The organism is Polaribacter sp. BM10 (assembly GCF_002005425.1).
GTDB classification, from domain to species: domain Bacteria; phylum Bacteroidota; class Bacteroidia; order Flavobacteriales; family Flavobacteriaceae; genus Polaribacter; species Polaribacter marinaquae.
The window spans coordinates 620,722-642,970 of sequence record NZ_CP019704.1; the positions used below are offsets into that span (position 1 = coordinate 620,722).

General features: G+C 28.6%; 21 protein-coding genes. 12 read left to right on the forward strand and 9 right to left on the reverse strand.

Annotated features, from left to right (window positions below):
- The first annotated feature begins 1 nt into the window (after position 1).
- The 3 genes from BXQ17_RS02600 to BXQ17_RS02610 all read left to right on the forward strand — a co-directional run bounded on the left by BXQ17_RS02600 (position 2) and on the right by BXQ17_RS02610 (position 4,235).
- Positions 2-562, forward strand: coding sequence for a DUF4331 family protein (locus tag BXQ17_RS02600; RefSeq protein WP_077809136.1), 561 nt, complete (start codon positions 2-4; stop codon positions 560-562).
- 131 nt (positions 563-693) lie between these two features.
- Complete coding sequence (locus BXQ17_RS02605; RefSeq protein WP_077809137.1) at positions 694-1,989, forward strand: hypothetical protein; 1,296 nt, start codon at positions 694-696, stop codon at positions 1,987-1,989.
- Between the two features lie 20 nt (positions 1,990-2,009).
- Positions 2,010-4,235 (forward strand): TonB-dependent receptor plug domain-containing protein, encoded by a 2,226-nt coding sequence (locus tag BXQ17_RS02610; RefSeq protein ID WP_077809138.1) that lies wholly within the window; start codon positions 2,010-2,012, stop codon positions 4,233-4,235.
- Between the two features lie 99 nt (positions 4,236-4,334).
- Here the strand turns inward: BXQ17_RS02610 and BXQ17_RS02615 are convergent, their stop codons facing one another.
- The 3 genes from BXQ17_RS02615 to BXQ17_RS02625 are packed head-to-tail and all read right to left on the reverse strand — an operon-like array spanning position 4,335 to position 6,572.
- Positions 4,335-4,844, reverse strand: coding sequence for a DUF3124 domain-containing protein (locus BXQ17_RS02615; RefSeq protein WP_077809139.1), 510 nt, complete (start codon positions 4,842-4,844; stop codon positions 4,335-4,337).
- An 11-nt stretch (positions 4,845-4,855) separates the two neighbouring features.
- On the reverse strand, positions 4,856-5,923 hold the full coding sequence (meaB, locus tag BXQ17_RS02620) for a methylmalonyl Co-A mutase-associated GTPase MeaB (protein ID WP_077809140.1): 1,068 nt from the start codon (positions 5,921-5,923) through the stop codon (positions 4,856-4,858).
- Between the two features lie 37 nt (positions 5,924-5,960).
- Entirely contained in the window at positions 5,961-6,572 is a 612-nt protein-coding gene (locus BXQ17_RS02625) for a hypothetical protein (protein WP_077809141.1), read from the reverse strand.
- 164 nt (positions 6,573-6,736) lie between these two features.
- Here BXQ17_RS02625 and BXQ17_RS02630 point away from each other — a divergent pair, with 164 nt between their 5' ends.
- From BXQ17_RS02630 to BXQ17_RS02660, 7 genes are all read left to right on the forward strand, one after another.
- Complete coding sequence (locus BXQ17_RS02630; protein WP_231963603.1) at positions 6,737-7,225, forward strand: RNA polymerase sigma factor; 489 nt, start codon at positions 6,737-6,739, stop codon at positions 7,223-7,225.
- The gene (locus BXQ17_RS02635) at positions 7,209-7,766 is read left to right on the forward strand and encodes a hypothetical protein (RefSeq protein WP_077809143.1); all 558 of its coding nucleotides are present in this window, start codon (positions 7,209-7,211) and stop codon (positions 7,764-7,766) included. The genes BXQ17_RS02630 and BXQ17_RS02635 overlap by 17 nt, the downstream gene beginning before the upstream one ends.
- On the forward strand, positions 7,747-9,126 hold the full coding sequence (locus tag BXQ17_RS02640) for a hypothetical protein (protein ID WP_077809144.1): 1,380 nt from the start codon (positions 7,747-7,749) through the stop codon (positions 9,124-9,126). Before BXQ17_RS02635 ends, BXQ17_RS02640 begins: the two co-directional genes overlap by 20 nt.
- A gap of 99 nt (positions 9,127-9,225) precedes the next feature.
- Entirely contained in the window at positions 9,226-10,704 is a 1,479-nt protein-coding gene (cysS, locus tag BXQ17_RS02645; RefSeq protein WP_077809145.1) for a cysteine--tRNA ligase, read from the forward strand.
- A 50-nt stretch (positions 10,705-10,754) separates the two neighbouring features.
- Positions 10,755-10,988, forward strand: coding sequence for a membrane protein insertion efficiency factor YidD (gene yidD / locus BXQ17_RS02650; protein ID WP_077809146.1), 234 nt, complete (start codon positions 10,755-10,757; stop codon positions 10,986-10,988).
- Between the two features lie 61 nt (positions 10,989-11,049).
- Positions 11,050-11,883, forward strand: coding sequence for a prolipoprotein diacylglyceryl transferase (lgt, locus tag BXQ17_RS02655; protein ID WP_077809147.1), 834 nt, complete (start codon positions 11,050-11,052; stop codon positions 11,881-11,883).
- An 8-nt stretch (positions 11,884-11,891) separates the two neighbouring features.
- Positions 11,892-12,203 carry a DUF6787 family protein gene (locus tag BXQ17_RS02660; RefSeq protein WP_077809148.1) on the forward strand — a complete coding sequence of 104 codons (312 nt, stop codon included), beginning with the start codon at positions 11,892-11,894 and terminating at the stop codon, positions 12,201-12,203.
- On the opposite strand, the gene BXQ17_RS02665 is transcribed toward BXQ17_RS02660, so the two are convergent.
- A complete protein-coding gene (locus BXQ17_RS02665) occupies positions 12,200-12,466 on the reverse strand; it encodes a hypothetical protein (protein ID WP_077809149.1) in 267 nt (88 codons plus the stop codon). The genes BXQ17_RS02660 and BXQ17_RS02665 overlap by 4 nt on opposite strands.
- Before the next feature lie 83 nt (positions 12,467-12,549).
- Here BXQ17_RS02665 and BXQ17_RS02670 point away from each other — a divergent pair, with 83 nt between their 5' ends.
- Positions 12,550-13,179 (forward strand): CoA pyrophosphatase, encoded by a 630-nt coding sequence (locus BXQ17_RS02670; protein ID WP_077809150.1) that lies wholly within the window; start codon positions 12,550-12,552, stop codon positions 13,177-13,179.
- Between the two features lie 57 nt (positions 13,180-13,236).
- Positions 13,237-14,052: a 1-acyl-sn-glycerol-3-phosphate acyltransferase gene (locus BXQ17_RS02675; RefSeq protein WP_077809151.1), complete on the forward strand. Its 816-nt coding sequence runs from the start codon at positions 13,237-13,239 to the stop codon at positions 14,050-14,052.
- A 3-nt stretch (positions 14,053-14,055) separates the two neighbouring features.
- Here the strand turns inward: BXQ17_RS02675 and BXQ17_RS02680 are convergent, their stop codons facing one another.
- The 5 genes from BXQ17_RS02680 to BXQ17_RS02700 all read right to left on the reverse strand — a co-directional run bounded on the left by BXQ17_RS02680 (position 14,056) and on the right by BXQ17_RS02700 (position 22,201).
- On the reverse strand, positions 14,056-14,610 hold the full coding sequence (locus BXQ17_RS02680; RefSeq protein WP_187661424.1) for a hypothetical protein: 555 nt from the start codon (positions 14,608-14,610) through the stop codon (positions 14,056-14,058).
- 54 nt (positions 14,611-14,664) lie between these two features.
- A complete protein-coding gene (locus BXQ17_RS02685; RefSeq protein WP_077809153.1) occupies positions 14,665-15,669 on the reverse strand; it encodes an aldo/keto reductase in 1,005 nt (334 codons plus the stop codon).
- Entirely contained in the window at positions 15,662-16,885 is a 1,224-nt protein-coding gene (locus BXQ17_RS02690) for a nitrate/nitrite transporter (protein ID WP_254712401.1), read from the reverse strand. The genes BXQ17_RS02685 and BXQ17_RS02690 overlap by 8 nt, the downstream gene beginning before the upstream one ends.
- Positions 16,886-16,916: 31 nt before the next feature.
- Positions 16,917-19,814: an FAD-binding and (Fe-S)-binding domain-containing protein gene (locus tag BXQ17_RS02695; protein ID WP_077809155.1), complete on the reverse strand. Its 2,898-nt coding sequence runs from the start codon at positions 19,812-19,814 to the stop codon at positions 16,917-16,919.
- A 179-nt stretch (positions 19,815-19,993) separates the two neighbouring features.
- Positions 19,994-22,201 (reverse strand): DNA mismatch repair protein MutS, encoded by a 2,208-nt coding sequence (locus tag BXQ17_RS02700; RefSeq protein ID WP_077809156.1) that lies wholly within the window; start codon positions 22,199-22,201, stop codon positions 19,994-19,996.
- Between the last annotated feature and the right edge of the window lie 48 nt (positions 22,202-22,249).

Genomic DNA, 22,249 nt, shown 5'->3' on the forward strand with positions numbered 1-22,249 from the left:
CATGAAATTTAATTTTATAAAATATACAGCAGCTTTATTAATGTCTTCTATAGTATTGATTAGCTGTAATAATAACGACGATGATGTGGTTGCAGTTGTAGCAACAGATTTTTCTGGAACTTTTATGCAAAAAGACCAAATGGGAAGACCAGCAGTAAATACTGTTTTTGTTTCTTCGGATAATAAAGATGAATTCAATAACACAATTCCGTCAGAACAAAATGCCAAGTTTCAATCTATGTTTGAAGCCAATTTAAAAGGATTAAGTCCTGCGTATGCAAATGAAGGAGATACAAATGCTTTAGGTTTAGATGCTGCAGCTTTTACTGGTTTATTAGCAACAGATGTTTTAAATGTATCTTTAGACGGTACAACTACTTTTTACGACGGAGAAAACGTTTTAACAGGTAGAGCTTTAACAGATGATGTAATTACTGTTGAATTATTATTGATTTTTGGTGGAGAAGATTTTATGGAAAATCCAACTTTATCAAATGATAATGTAGATGCAAATGACAAAGACTTTTTAACAAGTTTTCCATATTTAGCTTCTCCTTGGTAGTAGAAGCTTTTAGAAATGACACATGTTTAAGGGAGCATGTGTCATTTTATTAAAAAGTTAACTCTCTAATGTCTCGATGTATTTTCCCTAATAATACATCAGATATTTTTAATCAACATAAAATACAAACAATGAAATATATCCAACTAATTTTATTATTTGTAACTTTTTCAATCGCAACGAGTTGCAGTAATTCAACAGACAAACAAATAACAAATACTAAAGATTATAATGCCTATTTAAAAGCTACAGAAAATAACTCTTTAGAAAACATACAATCAGATTCTAATTTTTGGTCTCAAAAGTTAAAAAAGACTCCAAATCAATTTCCTTATTACGCAAAATTAGCATCAGCAAACAATGCAATGTTTAAGTTAACAGGAGAAATTGAATCTTTAAAAAGTGCAGAAAAAAACTTAACCATTGCTAATGAAAAAACATTTTATAATAACGCAGGTTATTTAAGAGGTTTGGCAAGAAACTATATTTCTCAGCACAGGTTTAACGAGGCGTTGCTTTTATTAAAAAAAGCAGAAAAAAACGGAGAAAAACTTCAACAAACTCAGTTTATGTTAATAGATGTTAACCTAGAATTAGGCAATCTTAAAGAAACTGAAAAATACTTATCTAAAGTTAAAAACTTTAAGAGTTTCGATTATTTAATAAGACTTTCTAAATACAACGATCATATTGGTAATTTAGATAAAGCAATAGCATATTTAGAAGCATCTTTAGAAATAGCAAAATCTTCAAATAACAAAACTTTAATTCAGTGGAATTATACAAACCTAGCAGATTATTATGGTCATGCAGGTAGAATAAAAGACTCTTATAATGCTTATTTAAAAGCGTTAGAACTAAACCCTAAAGATAGTTACGCTAAAAAAGGAATTGCATGGATTGTGTATTCTTACGAGCGAAACCCTAAAGAAGCTTTAAGAATTTTAGAAACAGTAACTCAAGAAAACAAATCCCCTAATTACCACTTATTAAAAGCAGAAATTTTAGATTTTATGGAAAACTCAGTAGAAAAAAAACAACAAATCGAAAAGTACATTACTCAAGTGTCAGACTCTAATTACGGAGTTATGTATCATAAATACGACGTTTTATTATACGCAGATAACAAAGACTTAAAATCAAAAGCTTTAAACATAGCCGCTCAAGAAGTAAGAGAAAGACCAACAGCACAATCTTATGATTTATTAGCGTGGTCTTACTTTAAAAACGGACAAATAGAAAAGGCTTTAGAAATTACAGAAAAATTTGTTTTAAATAAAACTTACGAACCAGAAGCGTTATTACATGCCGCATATATTTTAAAAGCAAATGGTAAAATGCAAGAAGCCATTATGTTAAAAGAAGAATTGGTAGAAAGTATCTACGAATTGGGCCCTTTAGCTGAAAAAGATATTTTAAATATATAAGTTTGCAAAAAAATGTAAAAATGAGAAATTTACTATTCGTATTTATTTTTCTTGCAACTTGTTTACAAACAAAAGCACAAGAATTAAATGGTAAAATTATAGACACTTATAATAATCCTGTAGAAAATGCATATGTGTTTAATGTTAGCTCTAATGCGCATACACATTCAGATTTAAACGGAAATTTTAAGGTGTTAAATACCAATATTGGTGACACAATTCAAATAGGTATTTTAGGATTTCAAAAACAAGATGTTGTTTTAACAGCAGAAAATTTTAATGATTTTAAAGTTGTTTTAAAAACTAAGGTATTTCAATTAGAAGAGTTGGTTTTAAGAAAAGAAATCAATGCTTTACAAACGATATCTAAAATAGATTTAGAAGTTAATCCTGTTAACAATTCACAAGAAATTTTAAGAAAAGTACCAGGTTTAATTATAGGGCAACATGCTGGTGGCGGAAAAGCAGAACAAATATTTTTACGTGGTTTTGATATTGACCATGGTACAGATGTTACACTTTCTGTAGACGGAATGCCAATTAACATGGTTTCACATGCACATGGTCAAGGTTATAGTGATTTACACTTTGTAATACCAGAAACAATTCAAAAAATAGATTTTGGTAAAGGCCCTTATTATGCAAAACAAGGTGACTTTAATACGGCTGGTTATGTTAACTTTTCTACTAAAAAAAGCATACAAAACAGCATGATTTCTATGGAAGTTGGGCAGTTTAACTCACAACGCTTTTTGGGTATGTTCGATCTTTTAGAAGGTAATAAAAAAGATGATGCATATGTTGCTGTAGAATATATTGCTACAGATGGTCCGTTTGAATCTCCGCAAAACTTTAGTAGATTAAATTTATTCGGAAAATACAATACATTTTTAAACGGTAAAGACAGAGTAAGTGTAACAGCTTCTCACTTTACAAGTACTTGGGATGCATCAGGTCAAATACCAGAAAGAGAAGTTAATAATGGCAATATTACACGTTTTGGTGCGATAGATGATACAGAAGGAGGTACAACTTCTAGAACAAATTTTAATATTGAGTTAAATAAAACCTTGTCAGAAGAAAGTATTTTAAAATCGAATGTGTTTTATTCTAAATACAATTTTGAATTATTTTCTAATTTTACGTTCTTTTTAGAAGATGCTGTTAACGGAGATCAGATTAGACAATTTGAAAACAGAGATATTTTTGGTGCAAATGCACAAATAATTTCAAATAAATTATTTGGTGACGTTGAAGCTAAATTTACAAAAGGTGCAGGTTTACGATATGATATTATAAATGATATAGAATTGTCTCACACAAAAAATAGACAAGAAATTATCGATAGAATTCAATTAGGAGATGTAAGACAAACAAATATGTATGCATTTTTTAATTCAGAATTTGAAATAGGAAAATTTAAAATATCACCAGCAGTTCGATTAGATTATTTTAAATTTATTTATAATGATGCTTTACAAACCAACTATAATACGTTAACTAAGAATAAAGCAATCGTTACTCCGAAATTAAATTTCTTGTTTTCTCAAAACGATAACTTACAATGGTTTTTAAAATCAGGAATTGGGTTTCATAGTAATGATACAAGAGTTGTTTTACAACAAAATGCAGACAAAGTTTTGCCAAAAGCTTACGGTTTAGATTTTGGTAATATTTGGAAACCAACAAAAAATATGGTAATTAATACTGCAGTTTGGTATTTACTATCAGAAGAAGAGTTTGTGTATGTTGGTGATGCTGGTATTGTAGAACCTTCTGGAGAATCTGAGCGTTATGGTTTAGATTTAGGAGTAAGATATCAATTTACAGATTGGTTATATTTTAATACAGATGTAACTTTTACAAAAGCTAGAAGTTTAGAAAACGTATCAGGCGAAGATTATATTCCTTTAGCACCAGATTTTACCGCCGTAGGTGGATTATCTGTTAATAATTTAGGTGATTTTTCTGGAGGAATTCAATATAGATATATAGATGATAGACCAGCAACAGAAGATAATTCTATAGTTGCAGAAGGTTATTTTGTTGCAGATTTTAATGTAAATTATAAAATGAAAGATGTAACATTAGGTTTGGCAATTGAAAATATTTTTGATGTAGCTTGGAACGAAACTCAATTTGCTACAGAATCTAGATTACAAAACGAACAAAACCCCGTAGAAGAAATTCATTTTACACCAGGTACACCATTTTTTGCAAAAGCAAGTATTACTTATACTTTCTAAAAAATGATGTTAAGATTTTGACCATGTTTGTTTTGGTTGATTTTAGTTGGATAGATGCCTGTTACTTTTTTAGTAGCAGGCATTTTTAATTGTAAGATATTATTCAATTCTTTTTGCTTGTGTTGTAAACGATAATCCTTGTTGGCCCATTGTAGAAGTCATAATACCTTCAAAAAGTGGTTCAGAACTATGTTTAGGTAATTTCCATTCAAACAAAAAATTAGAACCTGTACCACCAGTTATATCAATTTCATCAATAATAATTTCGGTAGTTTCCATTGGCGCCAAATAAATAGGATAATCAAAGTAAGTTCTTATTGTTTTACCGTGCGTGTCATAGTATTTAGCACTTAAAATATAAATAGAATCTTTGTCGCTTGTATTTCTTAAACTAACCATTGCCGTTAAATTATGCTTTTTGTGCTTAGACAAACTGTAGATTTGTGAATAAATAGAAAGGTAAGATTTACCATATTCTAGAGAATCTTTAGTCGAGATGTTAATTGCTCTCTTTGTCCAGTTCTCTGGATTTATAGAACTCAGTTCTTTTTTTTGAGTACAACTAGTTATCAATAAAATTAACGTAAAAAAAATGTAGTATTTAATCATAATGATAAACTTTATAGATTCAATAATTTTTTTGCAGCATTAAAAGGCGTTGTAATGCCGTTTTCTAAATTATTAATCTCGTTTTGTAAGGCATTTTTAACTTGTGGATTATTATAAAAATTTGCTTTTAATTGCTGATCGATAGTAGATAATAGCCAATATTTATTTTGTTCGTTTCGTTTTTGTGTAAAATACTTGTTTTCTTTTGTTAAAGAAATGTATTCTAAAATCATTTGATTAATTTTATCAATACCTTTGTTATGAAGTGCGCTAGCAGTTAATACTTTTGGTTGCCACTTACTTTCTTTTAAAGGATATAAATGCAAAGCCCTATTAAATTCTACTTTAGCAATTTTTGTATTTCTTTCATTTTCGCCATCTGCTTTATTAATGACAATTGCATCTGCCATTTCGATAATTCCTCTTTTTATACCTTGTAATTCATCTCCGGCACCGGCTAATTTTAATAATAAAAAGAAATCTACCATAGAATGCACAACGGTTTCCGATTGCCCAACACCAACGGTTTCTATAATAATAGTATCATAACCGGCAGCTTCACATAAAATAATGCTTTCTCTTGTTTTTTGAGCAACACCACCTAAAGACGTACCTGAAGGCGATGGTCTAATAAAAGCATTTTTATCTGTTACAAGCTGTTCCATTCTTGTTTTATCGCCTAAAATAGAACCTTTATTTACAGAGCTACTAGGGTCTACCGCCAAAACAGCAACTTTATTACCTTTAGAAGTTAAATATTTACCGTAAGCCTCTATAAATGTACTTTTACCAACACCAGGAACACCAGTTATACCAATTCTTATAGATTTATTAGCATGCGGCAAACATTTTTCTAAGATTTGGTTTGCCTTTTCTTGATGTTTACAATTAGTACTTTCAACCAGTGTAATTGCTTTACTTAAAAAAGTAATATTTCCTTCTAAAATTTTAGCAACAAACTCACTAACAGAATTTTGTTTCGCTCTATTTAGCTTAATTTTTTCAGCAGAAGATTTACTAGTAGTTTCTGGTTGTGAAACACCATCTTTTTCGTGTAAAGCAGAAGAATTTTTGTTCATTTTAAGAGTAAACTTTAAAGTAAAAATAAGTTATTTATTAAATAATAGGAAGAATAATTGGTCCTAAATATTTCATCCAAAGGAAGAAACTACCATAAAATCCTAAAAGACCAAATGTAATTGCTTGTATACGTTCTTTAAATGTAAATATTCTAATAAGTATATATATTCCAATTAATAAAAAAAATACTGTAATTGGCAATGTCCTTATGATTTGAGAACTACTATAACTATGAAAATTGATTATTATGGATTGTATATTATTTAATGAGGTTAAAATACTAAAACACGAAATAACAATCCAAATCCAATCTAATAACAAAATTGAAGTATTTTTTTTGGTTCTTCTATAAAGTAATAAGAACGCTAAAAGTGATGGAATAAATTGTATCCAATATATTCCATGTTTTTGAAACCAATTAAAATTAAGACTTGTTTTTCTAAAAAGAGCTATTTTATCACATCCAATAAAAATTCCTTTATAATTATAAGTAAAGTTTTCGGTTGTAATTCCGTTTCGAAAAAAAACATCAAAAAGAAACATAATTCCATTTTGTAATTGAGTTTTTAATGGAAAGAATAATAAAAACAAACAAAAAATGTAAATATTCTCTTGCTGTTTTAAGACACTAATAACCTTCTTTTTCATTAAGTTCAATCACTTTTATGTAAATTTAAAGATAATTAATTACAAATTTTGCAACACTTCAAAAAATGTATCGTCTTTAGAATAAGAAAGAAGTAATGACATCAACCAAACAGTTACATCAACCTATAATTAATAAATGCAAAAACAATTGCGCAAAGTCGCAAATGCAATTGTATAATTTATATTGCAACGCTATGTTTATGGTGGCAAATAGATATGTAAAAGATAGGTTTTTGGCTGAAGATGTAATGCAAGACGCTTTTATTAAGGCTTTTAAAAATATCAAAAATTACAAAAATGAAGTTGCTTTTGGTGCTTGGTTAAAAAGAATTGTAATCAATCAAAGTATCGATTTATTAAAGAAAAATAAATTAGAATTAATAGCCATAAATAACGATGTTATTACAAAGGTAGAAGAAGAAGATTGGCAAGTAGAAAACACAATTTCTGTAGATGAAATTGTAACGAATATAAACTCGTTAAAAGAAAAATACAGATTGGTTTTAACTTTGTACTTGTTAGAAGGTTACGATCATCAAGAAATTTCTGAAATATTAAATATTACAGAAAACACGTCTAGAACACAATTGTTAAGAGGTAAAAAAGTATTAAAAGAAAAACTAAAAAACACGATGTATGCCGCAAGATATTAGAGATTCTGTAAAGAAATATAAAGAAGAAAAAATTGCTTTGTCTGTAAATCATACTAATAAATTTGAAGCTTTATTAGAAAAAGAATTACATGGTAAAAAGAAAACTAAAATTAATTATAAATGGTTAAGTATTGCGGCAACTGTAGCTTTATTAGTTAGTATTTGTGTGCAGTTTTATCCTTCAAAATCTATTAACGAAACAAAAAAAATAACTAAAGAAATAAGTTTAGGAAGCATATCGCCAGAATTTGAAACCATAGAAAAATACTATAAAAGTAGTATTAGCTTAGAAATTAGTCAATTAGAGTTAACAGAAGATAATAAAGAGGTTATAGATGATTATTTATCTAAAATATCAGAATTAACAAAAGAATATAAATTATTAACCCAAGAGCTCAATACAAAAGGGGTTAATGATGTTACCATAAATGCATTAATAAGTAATTTAAAATTACGATTACAGCTGTTACAACGCTTGAAAAAGCAATTACAACAACTTAAAAATTTAAATAAAACACAAAATGAAAATCAAATTATATAATACATTCAGTTTTTTAGTTGCATTTCTATTACTCGGTACTATTTATGCGCAAAAATTCGATAAAAAGTATACAGAAACTTTTACCGTAAATAAAGATGTACAATTAGACATTAATGCATCTAATTCTACAATAAACGTAACTACTTGGAATAAAAATGAAGTTTCTATAATTGCAACTATAGAAGTAGAAGGAATTTCTAAGGAAAAAGCAGAAGAATACTTTAAAAAATGGAATTTTGAAGCACTCGGAAACAAGAGAAAAGTAAGTGTTGTCTCGAATTCAGGTAAATCTTTAGGCTTAAATAATATTGTCTTTTTTGAAAACATGGATATAAATATTTCTGATATTAATATTGCTGATATCAAAATACCAGAAATTGAAGATATTGAAATTCCAGAAATGGACTTCGATTTTGACTTTGACTTTGATTCTTTAGAGGATATTGAAAAAAGAATGATAAGAGAAAATAAATACTCTTTCGAATATCATAATGATAACGAACACATCATTATTAAATCTAAAAAAGAATGGGAAGAATTCAAAAAAACAAAACGATTTAAAGAAATTGAAGAAGAACTTAACAACTCTGGCAAAAGAATTAAAGCTGAATTAAGAAATTCTAAAAATCATTTAAAAAACATCGATAAGCAAAAGTTAAAAGAAGCTTTAAATGAGGCTAAACTCCAAATCAAAAATATTGATAAAGAACAAATTAAACAAGGTTTGTTAAAAGCACAAGAAAGTTTAAAAAACATGAAATTTAATTTCAATTTTAATGCTGATGAGAAAGAAGTAAATGGTAAAAATGTAAAAATTAAAAAAACGATAGAAATAAAAGTACCCAAAGCCGCTACTTTTAAATTAAATACTCGTCATTGTAAAGTAAATTTACCTAACTCAGTTGCTTCTGGTAGCTTAAAATATGGTACTTTCAATGCAAATAACTTAATAGGAGGTAAGCTAAATATAGATTCATCACCGGTTAACATAAACAGTTTAAACGCTTGTACTTTATTTTTAAACAATGTAACCGATGCAAAAATAGCATCGGTTACAAATACTAATATTTTTAATAATTTTTCGAAATTAGAAATCGATAAAATCAATAAAAAAGTCTCAGTAACAGATAAATTTGGCGAGATTACTATTAAAGGTTTTGATGCAAATTTCGAAGAGTTTGTTTTAGATTTAAGTAACTCAGAAGCAATCTTAAACTTTGGGAATGTGCACTCTAGATATAAATATCAAGTAAATAAGGTCAATTTGAAAAACGATAGGGTAAAATATTTTAAAAATGATGCAACAACTAATAACATGTTAAAAGTAAATGGGCAATTTAGTACTATTACAATCAAGTAAAATTAGAAACACATAATTAAGTAAACTTCACTCAAATTCCATTTCTCTATTCTTAATAAAGTGCCTATCTTTATCCGCTGTAATTAGTCACTTTTTTTAATGGAACTCTACAAAGAAAATCAATTGAAAGTATACAATTCTCTTACTAAAAAGAAAGAGGATTTTAAATCGATAACAGAAGGTTACGTAGGCATGTATGTCTGCGGACCAACCGTGTATAGCAACGCCCACTTAGGTAACGTAAGAACCTTTATGTTTTTTGATGTGGTGTATAGATATTTTTTACACTTAGGTTATAAAGTACGTTATGTACGTAATATAACCGATGCTGGTCATTTAGAAAATGACGCAGATGAAGGTGAAGATAAAATTGCTGTAAAAGCACGTTTAGAACAAATAGAACCTATGGAAGTTGTACAGCGTTACACTGTAGATTTTCATGATGTTTTAAAAAATTACAACTTTTTACCACCAAGTATAGAGCCAACTGCAACAGGGCACATTGTAGAGCAAATAGAAATGATTAAAGAAATCATAGAAAAAGGATTTGCGTATGAGGTTAATGGTTCTGTATATTTTGATGTACACGAATACAATAAAAAAGAAAATTACGGAATTTTATCTGGTAGAAAAGTAGAAGATCTATTAAATAATACAAGAACTTTAGACGGACAATCAGACAAGAAAAATCCACAAGATTTTGCACTTTGGAAAAAAGCTGATGAAAAACATATTATGCGTTGGCCTTCTCCTTGGTCTGATGGTTTTCCTGGTTGGCATTTAGAGTGTTCTGTGATGAGTACAAAGTATTTAGGAGAAAATTTTGACATTCACGGTGGCGGAATGGATTTAAAATTCCCACATCACGAATGTGAAATTGCACAATCTCAAACATGTAGTGGTGTAACCCCTGTTAATTATTGGATGCACACAAATATGCTTTTATTAAATAGCCAAAGAATGTCTAAATCTACGGGTAATTTTATTCTTCCGAATGAAATTTTATCAGGAGAGAACGATATTTTACCAAAAGCATTTTCTGCAAGTGTTGTTCGTTTTTTTAACATGCAAGCAAATTACAGAAGTATTTTAGATTTTTCTGGCGAAGCTTTAGAAGCTTCGGAAAAAGGACATGCTAAATTAATGGAGGCCGTTACTTTTTTAAATAAAATAGAAGCTAAAAAAACATCTACTTTTAATGTTGATTCTTGGAAAAAAGATTGCTACGCAGCCATGAATGATGATTTTAATACACCAATTTTAATTTCACATTTATTTGAAGCTGTAAAAGTGATCAATCAAATTAAAGAAAATAAAGCAAGTTTAACTGCGGATGATTTAGCAACATTTACATCAACTATAAATGCATTTGTTTTTGATGTTTTAGGATTGATGAATGAAAATTCACAAGACAGTTCAGAAAAAATAAATGGTGTTGTAGAGTTGCTTATAAAATTAAGAAAAGAAGCAAGAGAAAATAAAGATTGGGCATTATCAGATCAAATTAGAGATGAATTAATTGCATTAGGAATTCAATTAAAAGACGGTAAAGATGGTACAACTTTTAGTTTAAATTAATTTTTTTAGATTTTGGTTTGTAGAATTAAAGTGCTTTTTAAAATTTAATATTGAAAAAAATCCTTTCATATCCATTTATTCTTTTAGTTCGTTTTTATCAAACGGCTATTTCTCCATTTACACCAGCAACATGTAGATATAGTCCAACGTGTTCACATTATACAATAGAAGCGTTGCAAAAACATGGGTTGTTTTCTGGTGGTTGGTTAGCTTTAAAAAGAATATTTAGTTGCCATCCTTGGGGCGGTAGTGGTTATGATCCTGTGCCAGAAAAGAAAGAATAACAATTAATTTATTTAAAACAGCGATTGCTTTATTACTTTCGCACTTAGAAAAAATAAAAATATGAGTTTTTTAGCAATAGAATGGAATCCGTCTATAGGAATAGATTTAGGTTTTTTTACAGTTCGTTGGTATAGTTTAATGTTTGTAGCAGCATTTTTACTAGGCTTGCGTTTTATGAAAAAAATTTATATCGAAGACAAAATTCCTGTAGAAAAAATGGATCCATTGTTTATGTATGTTTTTCTATCGATGTTAATAGGAATGCGTTTAGGAGACGTTTTCTTTTACAGTTGGGATTATTATCAGCATAATTTATTAGAAATATTTTTACCATTTAAAAAATCTGCAGAAGGATGGAAGTTTACCGGTTTTACAGGTTTTGCTAGTCATGGTGCTGCCATTGGTATTCCAATTGCGATGTATTTTTATGCAAAAAAACATTTACAAAAACCTTGGTTGTTTATTTTAGATAGATTGGCAATAATGGTTGCTTTAGCAGGATTTTTTATTCGTTTTGGTAACTTTTTTAATTCCGAGATTTATGGAAAAGAAACAGGAAGTAATTTTGGTGTAATTTTTAAAGCAGCAGGAGAAACTGCACCAAGACATCCTACCCAATTATACGAAGCTTTTAGTTATTTAGCACTATTTTTTGTGATGTGGTATTTGTACTGGAAAACTGATAAAAAAGAACAAACAGGATTTTTATTTGGTTTGTTTATGGTTGTTTTATGGTCTTTAAGATTTATAATAGAGTTTTTAAAAGAACCACAAGTTCAACAAAGAGGAGAAGAATGGATATTTAGTCCTTTAAATACAGGACAAGTTTTAAGTATACCTTTGGTTTTAATAGGTGTTTGGCTAATGTTTAGAAAATCTAAAACTAAAGCTTAATTGTTTTTATGGAGAAATTAAAAAAACGTTGGAATATAGAAAGTAACTGGTCTGTAGTTGCTATTTTTATTGTTTTTGCAATAAACGGTTCTTTTGCCGCTTGGGTTGCAAAACCAATTACTGCTTTTTTAGGATTGGACAGAGAAACAATATCAGGTTTTATATACTGGCCATTAAGAATATTACTTATTTTTCCGGTTTACCAATTAACGTTACCAATAACTGGTTGGATTTTTGGGCAATTTAAATTCTTTTGGGCTTTCGAAAAAAAGTTTTTAAGTAGATTAGGTTTAGGATTTTTATTTAAAAAAGAAGATTAATTTTCTATTAAGTCTTCATTTTTTCTCTTATTTATAATGTAACTATAAACCCACATAATGGTAAAAGTTGGTATTATATCTAAAGGTAAAATCTCTTCTAAAAAAGAAACTATACCGGCAACTTTACCTTCTTTACCTTTGTACATCTTAGTCATTATATAACCAGATATTGGCGCCCAAAGAAAATCTAAAAAAGGTACTGGTATTAAGCCAAAAGCATCTAATGCAATACTTGCTATTAATTTTTTGTATTTATTATTCATATTTAATATCTATTCAAAATTCCTGCCAAAAAATAATTATTATATTTAAAAGGCGTTAGTTTAATTTTAAAATACATTTTAAAGTGAAATTTAATCAATTTAAAGCAAATATAAACTCTTTTAAAACAAGCAAATTAGGTGGTTTAGATGCTCAGTTTAAATTAGCGCCAGAACTTAGGTTAAGATATGATGCAGATAAAATAAAAGCGAGTAATCCAAAAAAAGCTGCAGTTTTGGCATTATTTTACCCTAATGAAAATAATGAAACCACATTTATTTTAACAGAAAGAGCTAGTTATAAAGGCACACATTCTGCACAAATAAGTTTTCCTGGTGGTAAAATTGATATTTCTGATAAAAATTTAGAAGCTACAGCTGTAAGAGAAGCAAATGAAGAGATTGGTATAAAAACAGAATCGGTAGAAATTATAAGAGAACTTACAGATGTTTACATTCCGCCAAGTAACTTTTTAGCAACACCATTTATAGGTTATCTATCCGAAAGGCCAAAATTTATTACAAATTACGAAGTAGAAACTACCATAGAGGTTTTATTAGAAGATTTATTAAATGATACATCGCTAACAACGGTCAATTTAAGTACCTCATATATGAAAAATACAGATGTACCTTGCTTTAAACTAAATGGTTATGTTGTTTGGGGTGCAACAGCAATGATGTTGTCAGAAATTAAAGAACTTTTAAAACAATAAGGTTTGTAAATTGTTTTGTAAATTTGCAGTTAACCAAGTATTAAAAATTAATCTATAATGCCTTTATTTAAAAGAAATCCTTTTGGTCATATTTTGTTTTTAAAAAAAATGATTATTAGAATTTTTGGTGTAATTTCTCATGGAAGATATCGTAAGTTTAATAATTTACAAATTGAAGGATCTGAAATATTAAGAAATTTACCTGATAGAAATGTTTTATTTATTTCGAACCATCAAACGTATTTTGCAGATGTTGCTGCAATGTTTCATGTTTTTAATGCTGCCTTAAAAGGTAGAGATGATTCGATTAAAAATGTAGGTTACATTTGGAATCCGAAGTTAAATATTTATTTTGTTGCTGCCGGAGAAACTATGAAATCTGGTATTTTACCTAAATTATTTGCTTATGCCGGCTCTGTTTCTATTGATAGAACATGGCGAAGTGCTGGTAAAAATGTAAACAGGCAAGTAAAAAACTCTGATATTTCTAATATTCAGAAAGCCATTAAAGATGGTTGGGTTATAACATTTCCTCAAGGAACAACAACTCCTTTTAAACCAATTAGAAGAGGAACAGCACATATTATTAAAACTTGTAAACCAGTAGTTGTACCTATTGTTATTGATGGTTTTAGACGTTCTTTTGATAAAAAAGGTTTGTCTATAAAAAAGCGAAATGTTTTACAATCTATGGTTATTAAAGAGCCTTTAGATATTGATTATGACAACGAAACAGTTGCAGAAATTGTAACTAAAATTGAATATGCGATCGAACAACATCCTTCATTTTTAAAAGTTTTAACTGTAGAGCAGATAGAACAATTAACAAAGGAAGAAGAAGAGTTAAATAAGCAAAGAGAGTTTTGGTCTTAAAAATTAAGGCCTTCTTTTTCTTTTTAATTCAAATAAAGTGTATTCAAAACCGATAAAGAAACTATATCGATATTTTAAATCATCGTATAAATATTCTAAATCTGTTCTCTGAGTTATTTGATTTAATACGCTTAATCTAAATCTGTCTCCTAAAAAGTATTCAAATTGTAAACTTGCAGATAAACTAAATAAATTTTTACCTGTTCGGTTGATAATACCAGCGCCAATACTTGGGGTTACGTGAAAATTGTAATCATCTAAAACTTCCATAAAAGAAAATCCGCCAAAAGCGCCATATCGAGTATAAATGTCATCTAAAAGAGCTTGTTCAAACTCTAAACCGTACATAAAATATCCGTATTTTTTGTCTTGGGTTTCGTGTTTTAATCTAAAATTATAATTTAAAGTTCCTGCTCGGTTACCAAGTTCATCACCCCAAATAAGAAGTTTCATGTCTTGATGTAAAGAAAGATTTACAGAATTTTGTGCTTTTAATATTGAGCAACTAGCTATAGACATAGCTAAAAATAGGATGGGGGTTATCTTTTTCAGAATCATATTTTTACTAAATGTGCAGATAAAGGTACTATTTTTTTTCAATTGGATTAAAAATTATTTCATTTTTAAAATTATTTCAATTTGTTCTAATTCATCATTATCAAAAATGATGTTGTCTAAAGCTTTTAAACTATCAGAAATTTGAGAAGTTTTACTTGCTCCAATCAATACAGATGTAATTCTTTCATCTTTTAAAATCCAAGAAATAGCCATTTGCGCCAAATTTTGGTTTCTATTTATTGCAATTTCATTCAAAGCTTTAATCTTTGGTAAATTTTCTAAAACCATATCTGTTTTTAAATATCTGCCATCTTTTATAGCTCTAGAATCTTTTGGCAAACCATTAATATACTTATCAGTTAACATACCTTGTGCTAACGGAGAAAAACAAATGGTACCAACTTTAGATTCTTCTAATAAATTTAATAAACCATCTTCTACCCAACGGTCTAACAGACTATAACGTGGTTGATGTATTAAACAAGGTGTACCTAACTCTTTTAAAATTTCAAATGCTTTTTTTGCCTCTTTTGGTTTGTAATTAGATAAACCAACATACAAAGCTTTACCCTGTTTAACCATTAAATCTAAGGCACCCATTGTTTCTTCTAAAGGCGTATTATAATCGGGTCTATGATGATAAAATATATCAACATAATCAAGATTTAATCGTTGTAAACTTTGGTCTAAACTAGAAATTAAATATTTCTTTGAACCATTATTCCCGTACGGTCCTTCCCACATATCGTAACCTGCTTTAGATGAAATAATCATTTCATCTCTATAGTTTTTAAAATCTTTTTTAAGGATTTTTGCGAAAGTAGTTTCTGCAGAACCGTATGGTGGACCATAATTATTAGCCAAATCAAAATGAGTAATTCCGTGGTCAAAAGCACATTTAATTAAATTTCTAGCATTTTTAAAATCGTCATTTTCTCCGAAATTATGCCATAAACCTAAAGAAATTTCCGGTAGTAATAATCCGCTATTTCCAGTTCTTCTATAATTCATTTTGTCATACCTTTCTTTAGAAGGAGCGTACTTTTGTTTTTTACTCATTTTGTATAGATTTTCTAAATCCGAAAGCTGCAATTAAGCCTACAATAGGGATTATGGTAAATGTTAAAAATAAATTTTCATATTCATTAATTGTCGGATTTTCACCCAACATATAACCGTTAAAAAGAGACATAAAGATATCTGGTGTAAAACCAACTACAGATATAATACCTACTAAAGTACCTGTAAACTGTAAAGGCGTGTTGGTTTCTTCTATGATTGCAAAATATAAACCTCTTAGTGCATAAGTACCAAAAGCCATTAAAATAAAACTTGTAAAAGAAAATGCAATTATTTGGTTTTTAAAAGCACCAGAACCTAATAGTAAAGAGCAGAAGATTAATAGTATAAAGCTAGGAATTAAAATTTTTGAAGGTATAAATTTATCAGCAACATACCCAATCGAAATTGCTGATAATGGTCTTAAAAACTGAATAAAAACAGCAAAATATGTAGCTTCTTGCAAACTGAAATTCCACACATCGTTTGCATAAGTTCCATAAACTCCTGTAAGTTTATAAGCACAATATGCACAAAAAATAATTAATGAATGATAAATTATTTTTTTCTGTTTTAGTAAAGAGAAAGCTTTTTTAAAATTGAATTTAGCTTCTGTATTTAAATTTTTAACATCATCTTTTGGTAAGAATTTCCAAACTAAAAAGGCAATTAAAAAAACAATACAGGTTATTGCACCAATTATGTATTGTAAAGTTTTCATTTTAGTTTCTTGGCTAATTTCAAGGGCATTTTTAGGAAAAAAGTAAGTAAGAATACTTGCGCCAAACAAAGCGATTGAAGCTGCAAAAAATCCTCTACCACCATCTAATAATCCAAATGATAATCCTTGATTGTTTTTATTTCCCCATTGTCTAGTTGCTTTTATAAGCGATGCCCAGAATAATAATATTGTAGAAACTCCCCAAAATGCATATAATATTTTTAAGCTATTTATAGATGGAATCAAAGTCATCCAAAATCCACCAAAAGCAGTTAAAATTAAAGATAGCGTAAGTAATTTTCTTGCTTGCCATTTGTCTGCTAGAAAGCCACCAATAAAATAAGAAATAACAGCTGTTAAGCCATATAATGATTGGGCTTCACCAATTTGAGCGTCAGAAATTAAAAAAACATCTCTAATAATTGGCTTAAAAACACGCATTAAGATAAACGGAAGTAAAAAAATAGCTTCGCCTGCAATAATTAGCGTAAGCATAGAAGCTATTTTATTTTTGTTTTGCATTTTACTAAGATAATGCTTCTTTTAAAATAGTTATTGGGTGTTTGGCAATTCGTTTTGTACCGTCGTAAATTTGATGTCTGCAACTTGTACCCGCAGCGGCAATTTCTGTTTCTTTAGATGTATTTCTAATTTTTGGAAATAAAGTATCTTCACCTACTTGCATAGAAATTTGGTAATGTTCTTTCTCATAACCAAAAGAACCTGCCATACCACAACAACCAGAGTTTATAATTGTTACGTTATAATTTTTAGGAATATTTAAAATTTGAAAACTTGCGTGTGTACCGGATAAAGCTTTCTGATGACAATGCCCATGAATCTTTAAAGTTTTAGTTTTATTAGTAAATACATTAGTATCAAACTTTTTGTTTTCTAATTCTTTTGCTAGAAATTCTTCAAAAGTAAACACATTTTTTGCAATTTTTTCTGCGGATTTTGTGTCATCTGCTAATCGAATATATTCATCTCTAAAAGTTAAAATAGCAGAAGGTTCTATTCCTATTAAAGGAGTTTTCTCTGTAATAATATCTTTAAAAATAGTTACATTAAAATTACAAACAGCTTTAGCTTGTTTTAAAAATCCTTTAGAAATATAGCTTCTTCCAGATTCTTCATGATTTACAATTTTTAAAGTATAGCCAAGTTTATCTAATAGGTAATAAGCATCTTTACCAATTTCTACATCATAAAAGTTAGTAAATTCATCACAAAATAAATAAACTGTTTTTTTATGTTTTGTAATTGGTTGTTTTTTATACCATTTTTTTAAAGTTGATTTTGCTAATTTAGGTACTGTTCTTTCTTTAGCAACACCCATGGCAGCTTTTGCAAACGGTGTATTTAAAATAGCATTTGTTAAACTAGGTACAATGCTACCCAACTTATTGTATTTTACATTTTCTGCAAATAATTTACTTCTAAAAGAATAACCATTTATTTCTTGATATTGATATAAAAATTCTGCTTTCATAGTAGCAATATCAACATTACTTGGGCATTCTGAAGCACAGGCTTTACAGCTTAAACACAAGTCAAATACTTCTTTTAACTCTTTATGATTGAATTTATTTGCTTCTTTAGAATTTGTAAGAAATTCACGTAAAGTATTTGCTCTTGCACGTGTGGTATCTTTTTCGTCTTTTGTTGCTCTATAACTAGGACACATTGTTCCGCCAGCTTCTACGGGTTTTCTACAATCGCCAGAACCATTACATTTTTCTGCTAATTTTAAAATCCCTTTACTGTCAGAAAAATCTTGAATTGTTTTAATTTCTGGCTCATCACGATCAATTTCATAACGCAAATTCTCATCCATAGAAAACGCATCTGTAATTTTACCTTTGTTAAAAATATTATCGGGATCAAAAGCTTTTTTTATTCTTCTTAGCAATTGATAATTTTTTTCACCAATCATTAACGGAATAAATTCTGCACGTACAATACCATCACCATGTTCGCCGCTAAACGAACCTTTGTATTTCTTAACCAATTCTGCAGTTTCAGTAGTTATTTTTCTAAATAAAACAACATCTGCTTTCTTTTTTAAATTTAATATTGGTCTTAAATGCAATTCACCAGCGCCAGCATGTGCATAATACACTGCATTTTGCTTGTATTTAGACATTATTTGCGTAAATTCTTCAATATAATTTGGTAAATCTTCTAGGGCAACCGCTGTATCTTCTATACATGCAACTGCTTTCATATCTCCAATCATATTACCTAAAGCACCTAAACCTGCTTTTCTTAAATAATGAACTTTTGCAATGTCTTTACCATAAACTTTAGGGTGATGATAACCCAAGTTATTTTTTTCTAAATCTTTAATTAAATTATCGGCTAAAACCTCTGCTTTATCTAAAGAATTTGCAGAAACTTCTAACATTAAAACAGCTTCTGGATCACCTTTTAAAAAGAATCGATTTTTTGCCAAATCTCTATTGTTTTTAGTACAATCTAATATGGTTTTATCCATAAGTTCACAATTGTATAAATTATGATTCATTGCAGTTACAGTAGCAATTAAGCTTTCGTTTATACTTTTAAAATGTGTACAAACCATTATACTTTCAGTAGGTGGTAAATCGTCTAATTGAAGTGTAATAGATGTTGAAAAAGCTAATGTGCCTTCGCTACCGCTTAGAAATTTAGCAACATTAATTGTAGGTTCAGTTCCGCCAAATAAATCTGAGGATAAAAACTCATCAACTGCATAACCAGTGTTTCTTCTATGAATTGTTTCTTTCGGAAATTCTTTTTTTATTTCTTTCTGATTTTCAATTTGTGATAACTCAGAGTAAATTGCTCTATAAATTTTACCTTCTTGCGTGTTTTCTTTTATTTTTTCAAGAAACTCATCAGAAGTAATTTCATTAAAAGTAGCAGAACTTCCATCACTTAAAATGGCTTTAATTTCTAGAACTTTGTCTCTAGTTACGCCATATTTTATAGAAGTGCTTCCAGATGAATTGTTACCAACCATTCCGCCAATCATGCATCGATTAGACGTAGAAGTATTTGGTCCAAAAAACAATCCGAATTCTTTTAAATAAACATTTAAAGAATCTCTAACAACACCAGGTTGAAGTGTTACAGTTTTATTTACTGCATCAAAAGAAATGATTTTTGTAAAATGTTTAGAAACGTCAACTACAATACCATCACCAACACATTGGCCTGCAAGTGATGTACCTGCTGTTCTTGGTATTAAAGTGGTGGTGTTTTTTTTTGCAAATTCAATTAATGTTTTTAAATCTTTATCATCCTTAGGAAAAGCAACCGCTAAAGGTATTTTACGATAAACAGATGCATCTGTAGCATATAATGTTTTATGTAGGTTATCGAATAAGACGTCTCCAGAAAGTGAATTATGAAGTTGTTTTAAAACAGTATTTTGAATCATTTTCTTTTTTAAATAGGTGTTGTTAAAACAAATATCTGAATAAAATAATGATAATTACAGAATAGGGAAGTGGTTTGTATATTTTTATTGATTTTACAAAAAAGGCTCAAAATTATTACTGAATTGAAATTTATATTAATTTTTGATGCCTAATTCTAGTATTTTAAATTTTGATGCTTCTATTTTTTAGCTTTTTCTACAAGTTCAATTTTATTTAAAGTTGTTTTGGTAGTGAATACGCCATAATTAATAGTAACATTTTTCTTGTCAATTTTATCAATAGTTCCTACAGAATTAGAGTCTATAATTCTAACACGATCATTAATTTTATAATTGTAAGAAGCCTTTTCTTTTGCAACTTTAATTTCTTCTATTTTTTTCTCTTTTCTAACTTCAACTACCTTTTTTAATACTTCTTTTTCTACCTTTTTTATAACCTCTTGCATTTGTTTTTCTACAACTTTTGCTTTTTGTTTTTGAGATTTGGTTTTAGGCTTTATTGGGTTTTTCTTTGCATACTTAACTTTTTCGTCTGCAACCCACTTATTAAAACTAGTGTTTAATTCTTTTTTATTATTATTTTGAAAGTATTTGTTTAGAAACTCGTTAATTTTTCTACCAAGAGAAAGCATTCTTTGGTTATTGTCATATAACTCTTGAAAACCAGCTAGTTTAGACTGAATTTTATCTTCTTTTTCTTGTAAACTATCCAAATGTTCTTGTCCTTTAGACTTTTGTTTTTCAAGATTATCAGAAGTTCTTTGCAATCTACTGCGTTCTTTTTGCAGTTTAGAAATTGTTTTATCTAATCTAACTTTTTCTGTTTCAACTCTTTTTTTAGCTTTATTAATTAAGCTAAAAGGAATTCCGTTTTTTTGTGCAACTTCAAAAGTAAAAGAACTACCTGCTTGTCCTACAAATAGTTTGTATAATGGTTCTAAAGTTCTTTCGTTAAACTGCATATTTGCATTGGTAACATTGTCTAATTCGTTTGCTAAAACTTTTAAGTTAGAATAATGTGTTGTAATAATTCCGAATGCTTTTTTATTATAAAACTCTTCTAAGAAAATTTCTGCTAATGCACCACCTAACTCTGGATCAGAACCAGTACCAAATTCATCAATTAAAAACAAGGTGTTTTCGTTGCATTTTCTTAAAAAATAGCGCATATTTTTTAAGCGATAACTATAAGTACTTAATTGATTTTCTATGGATTGATTATCTCCAATATCAGTTAAAATTGTATCAAAAATATAGGTTTGACTTCTTTCATCAACCGGAATTAACAAACCGCTTTGCAACATTAATTGCAGTAAACCTATTGTTTTTAGAGTGATACTTTTTCCACCTGCATTTGGTCCAGAAATTACTATAATTTGCTGTTTTTCATTTAATTCTATAGACTGCGAAATGGTTTCTAAGTTTTGGGCATTATTTTTTTTCCATAAAATAGGATGATAAGCGTTTTTAAAATAAACTCTTTTTTCTTTCGTAATTTTAGGTAACACAGCATTCATTTCTCTAGAATACTTCGCTTTTGCACCAACAGCATCTGTATGAACTAAAAAATCTAAATATTCTTCTAGAAGTGGCGTAAAAGGACGAATTGTTTCTGCTAAAGCACGTAATATTTTAATTACTTCTTGCTTTTCTTCGTACACTAAATTTTGATATTCTCTACTATATGCTAAAGTTGCTTGTGGCGCTATATAAACGATATTACCAGATTTAGAAGCACCTAACAAACTACCAGCAACTTTTCTTCTGTGCATTGCAGAAACAGCCAATACTCGCTGATTATCTACAATTGTTTCTTTAATATCATCTAAATAACCTGCGGAAATTGCTTTTGATAAAGCACTAGAAAAACTTGCACCAATTTTACCTCTAATGTTATTAATATCTCTTCTAATTTGTTTTAATGCGGCAGAAGCATTGTTTTTTACTTCACCAGAAATATCAATAATTTTTTTTATTTCATCATCTACATAGGTTGTAAATTCTATTTTTTGAGAAACTTCAAAAAAGGTTGGGAACTGAACTTTAAATTTTTTAAAAAATTTAATCAATTCATTTACAGTTAAAGAAGTCGTTGCAATTTTTAAAAAAGCTTCTGTTTCTATAAAACTGTTTTCTATTGCCAAACGTTTTACACTTTCTGTAACATTATCAAAACCATGATTTGGCACTCTGTTCTCACTCTCAAAAGAAGATAAATATTCGTTTACCAAATGCAATTCTCTAAACAATTGCTTTCTACTTTCTATAGGTGTTGTATTAAAAACTTTTTCTTTACCTAAACCACTAATACAATGTTCTGAAACATGTTGTAAAACAGTCGTAAATTCTAAATCTTGTAATGTTTTTTCTGAAATATTTGTTCTCAACAAAAGTGTTTTTATTTATCTAACAAATTTATAAATTCTTTTGGTAGG

What these genes read in the sequence shown, in the direction of transcription:
- BXQ17_RS02600 (WP_077809136.1), top strand. Translation starts at nt 2, where the DNA reads ATGAAATTTAATTTTATAAAATATACAGCAGCTTTATTAATGTCTTCT.
- BXQ17_RS02605 (WP_077809137.1), top strand. Translation starts at nt 694, where the DNA reads ATGAAATATATCCAACTAATTTTATTATTTGTAACTTTTTCAATCGCA.
- BXQ17_RS02610 (WP_077809138.1), top strand. Translation starts at nt 2,010, where the DNA reads ATGAGAAATTTACTATTCGTATTTATTTTTCTTGCAACTTGTTTACAA.
- BXQ17_RS02615 (WP_077809139.1), bottom strand. Translation starts at nt 4,844, where the DNA reads ATGATTAAATACTACATTTTTTTTACGTTAATTTTATTGATAACTAGT.
- meaB (WP_077809140.1), bottom strand. Translation starts at nt 5,923, where the DNA reads ATGAACAAAAATTCTTCTGCTTTACACGAAAAAGATGGTGTTTCACAA.
- BXQ17_RS02625 (WP_077809141.1), bottom strand. Translation starts at nt 6,572, where the DNA reads ATGAAAAAGAAGGTTATTAGTGTCTTAAAACAGCAAGAGAATATTTAC.
- BXQ17_RS02630 (WP_231963603.1), top strand. Translation starts at nt 6,737, where the DNA reads ATGCAATTGTATAATTTATATTGCAACGCTATGTTTATGGTGGCAAAT.
- BXQ17_RS02635 (WP_077809143.1), top strand. Translation starts at nt 7,209, where the DNA reads ATGCCGCAAGATATTAGAGATTCTGTAAAGAAATATAAAGAAGAAAAA.
- BXQ17_RS02640 (WP_077809144.1), top strand. Translation starts at nt 7,747, where the DNA reads ATGAAAATCAAATTATATAATACATTCAGTTTTTTAGTTGCATTTCTA.
- cysS (WP_077809145.1), top strand. Translation starts at nt 9,226, where the DNA reads ATGGAACTCTACAAAGAAAATCAATTGAAAGTATACAATTCTCTTACT.
- lgt (WP_077809147.1), top strand. Translation starts at nt 11,050, where the DNA reads ATGAGTTTTTTAGCAATAGAATGGAATCCGTCTATAGGAATAGATTTA.
- BXQ17_RS02660 (WP_077809148.1), top strand. Translation starts at nt 11,892, where the DNA reads ATGGAGAAATTAAAAAAACGTTGGAATATAGAAAGTAACTGGTCTGTA.
- BXQ17_RS02665 (WP_077809149.1), bottom strand. Translation starts at nt 12,466, where the DNA reads ATGAATAATAAATACAAAAAATTAATAGCAAGTATTGCATTAGATGCT.
- BXQ17_RS02675 (WP_077809151.1), top strand. Translation starts at nt 13,237, where the DNA reads ATGCCTTTATTTAAAAGAAATCCTTTTGGTCATATTTTGTTTTTAAAA.
- BXQ17_RS02680 (WP_187661424.1), bottom strand. Translation starts at nt 14,610, where the DNA reads ATGATTCTGAAAAAGATAACCCCCATCCTATTTTTAGCTATGTCTATA.
- BXQ17_RS02685 (WP_077809153.1), bottom strand. Translation starts at nt 15,669, where the DNA reads ATGAGTAAAAAACAAAAGTACGCTCCTTCTAAAGAAAGGTATGACAAA.
- BXQ17_RS02690 (WP_254712401.1), bottom strand. Translation starts at nt 16,885, where the DNA reads ATGCTTACGCTAATTATTGCAGGCGAAGCTATTTTTTTACTTCCGTTT.
- BXQ17_RS02695 (WP_077809155.1), bottom strand. Translation starts at nt 19,814, where the DNA reads ATGATTCAAAATACTGTTTTAAAACAACTTCATAATTCACTTTCTGGA.